1 protein-coding gene is annotated in these 1,141 nt (G+C 50.6%); it reads right to left on the bottom strand.

The features are described from left to right. Window positions 1–16 precede the first annotated feature (16 nt). Window positions 17–1,054: an IS110 family transposase gene (locus Xenpb_RS19285; RefSeq protein WP_187655730.1), complete on the bottom strand. Its 1,038-nt coding sequence runs from the start codon at window positions 1,052–1,054 to the stop codon at window positions 17–19. Window positions 1,055–1,141 lie beyond the last annotated feature (87 nt).

The raw sequence follows: 1,141 nt of genomic DNA, 5'->3' as shown, positions 1-1,141 counted from the left end.
ACCCGTTTTAGGTGACTCAATTAACGGACAGAAAAGCTTTTTTCATATTAAAATCCACGTCATCCCGCAGAACACGCCAAATAATCCGGGTCAGTTTGTTGGCTAAAGCCACCGTGGCTTTCATGAACCCGCACCGGTCAATCAGTTTTCTCAGCCACTCTCCCAGATAATCATCCCGTCTTTGAACACAACGCATCACGGCACGGGCACCGTGAATGATTAACGTTCGCAGATGACGATGGCCATTTTTGCTCAGGGAAGACAGACGGTTTTTTCCTCCTGAACTGTGTTGCCGGGGAACCAGTCCACACCAGGCAGACAGTTGTCGGCCATTGGCAAATGGGGATGCACTGACGTCACTCACGAAAGCGGCCGCGATAAGAGGACCAACGCCGGGGATCGTGAGCAGGTGCTCATAACCCGGTTGCTGACGGGAAAGTGCCGCTATTTCGTTATCCATGTCATGAATGCCGGTGTTCAAATGCTGCATCTCTGCCCATAAGGGATGCAATAAATGACGCAGTACACAAGACAGGTTAGTGCTGTCATCTTCCAGAATATCAGGGAGATGCTGTTGAAGTTTTTGAATGCCGGCAGGCACAATCAGTCCCGATTCAGCGAGAAAAGCCCGCATTTGGTTAGCAAGTGCGGTACGCTGTTCCACCATGAGTTGCCGGGCACTACGCAGTGCCTTGATATCTTGCTGTGCCACGGTCTTGACGGGAACAAAATGAAGACCTGGACGACAGGCAGTTTCACAAATAGCCAGCGCATCATTGGCATCGTTTTTTTGATGATGACTGAAGGCCTTGACGTGTTGAGCCGGGACTAACCTGACGGTATATCCCATCGCTTGCAGCGTTCGCCCCCAGTAGTGAGATGTTGCACAAGCTTCCATCGCAATGACAGTGCCGGGCGGAAAAGAGCGCACGGTATCAAGCAATTTTTGCCGTGAGAGTTTTCGGTTCGAGGCGACAGAACCGTCCGCCATCCAGACACAGACTTGAAAAACGTTTTTGGCGAGGTCAATGCCAACGACTTTGATCGTATTCATGATAGGTTCTCTCCCGAAAAATTCAGTGCATCGGAAAGAAAGATGGCACTATTTGCCGCTGAAAAAGGGGCCGTCCATCACATCACT

It is taken from the genome of Xenorhabdus sp. PB62.4, assembly GCF_014467285.1.
Lineage (GTDB): Bacteria > Pseudomonadota > Gammaproteobacteria > Enterobacterales > Enterobacteriaceae > Xenorhabdus.
This window is presented reverse-complemented; position numbering and strand designations above follow the sequence as displayed.

What these genes read in the sequence shown, in the direction of transcription:
- Xenpb_RS19285 (WP_187655730.1), bottom strand. Translation starts at nt 1,054, where the DNA reads ATGAATACGATCAAAGTCGTTGGCATTGACCTCGCCAAAAACGTTTTT.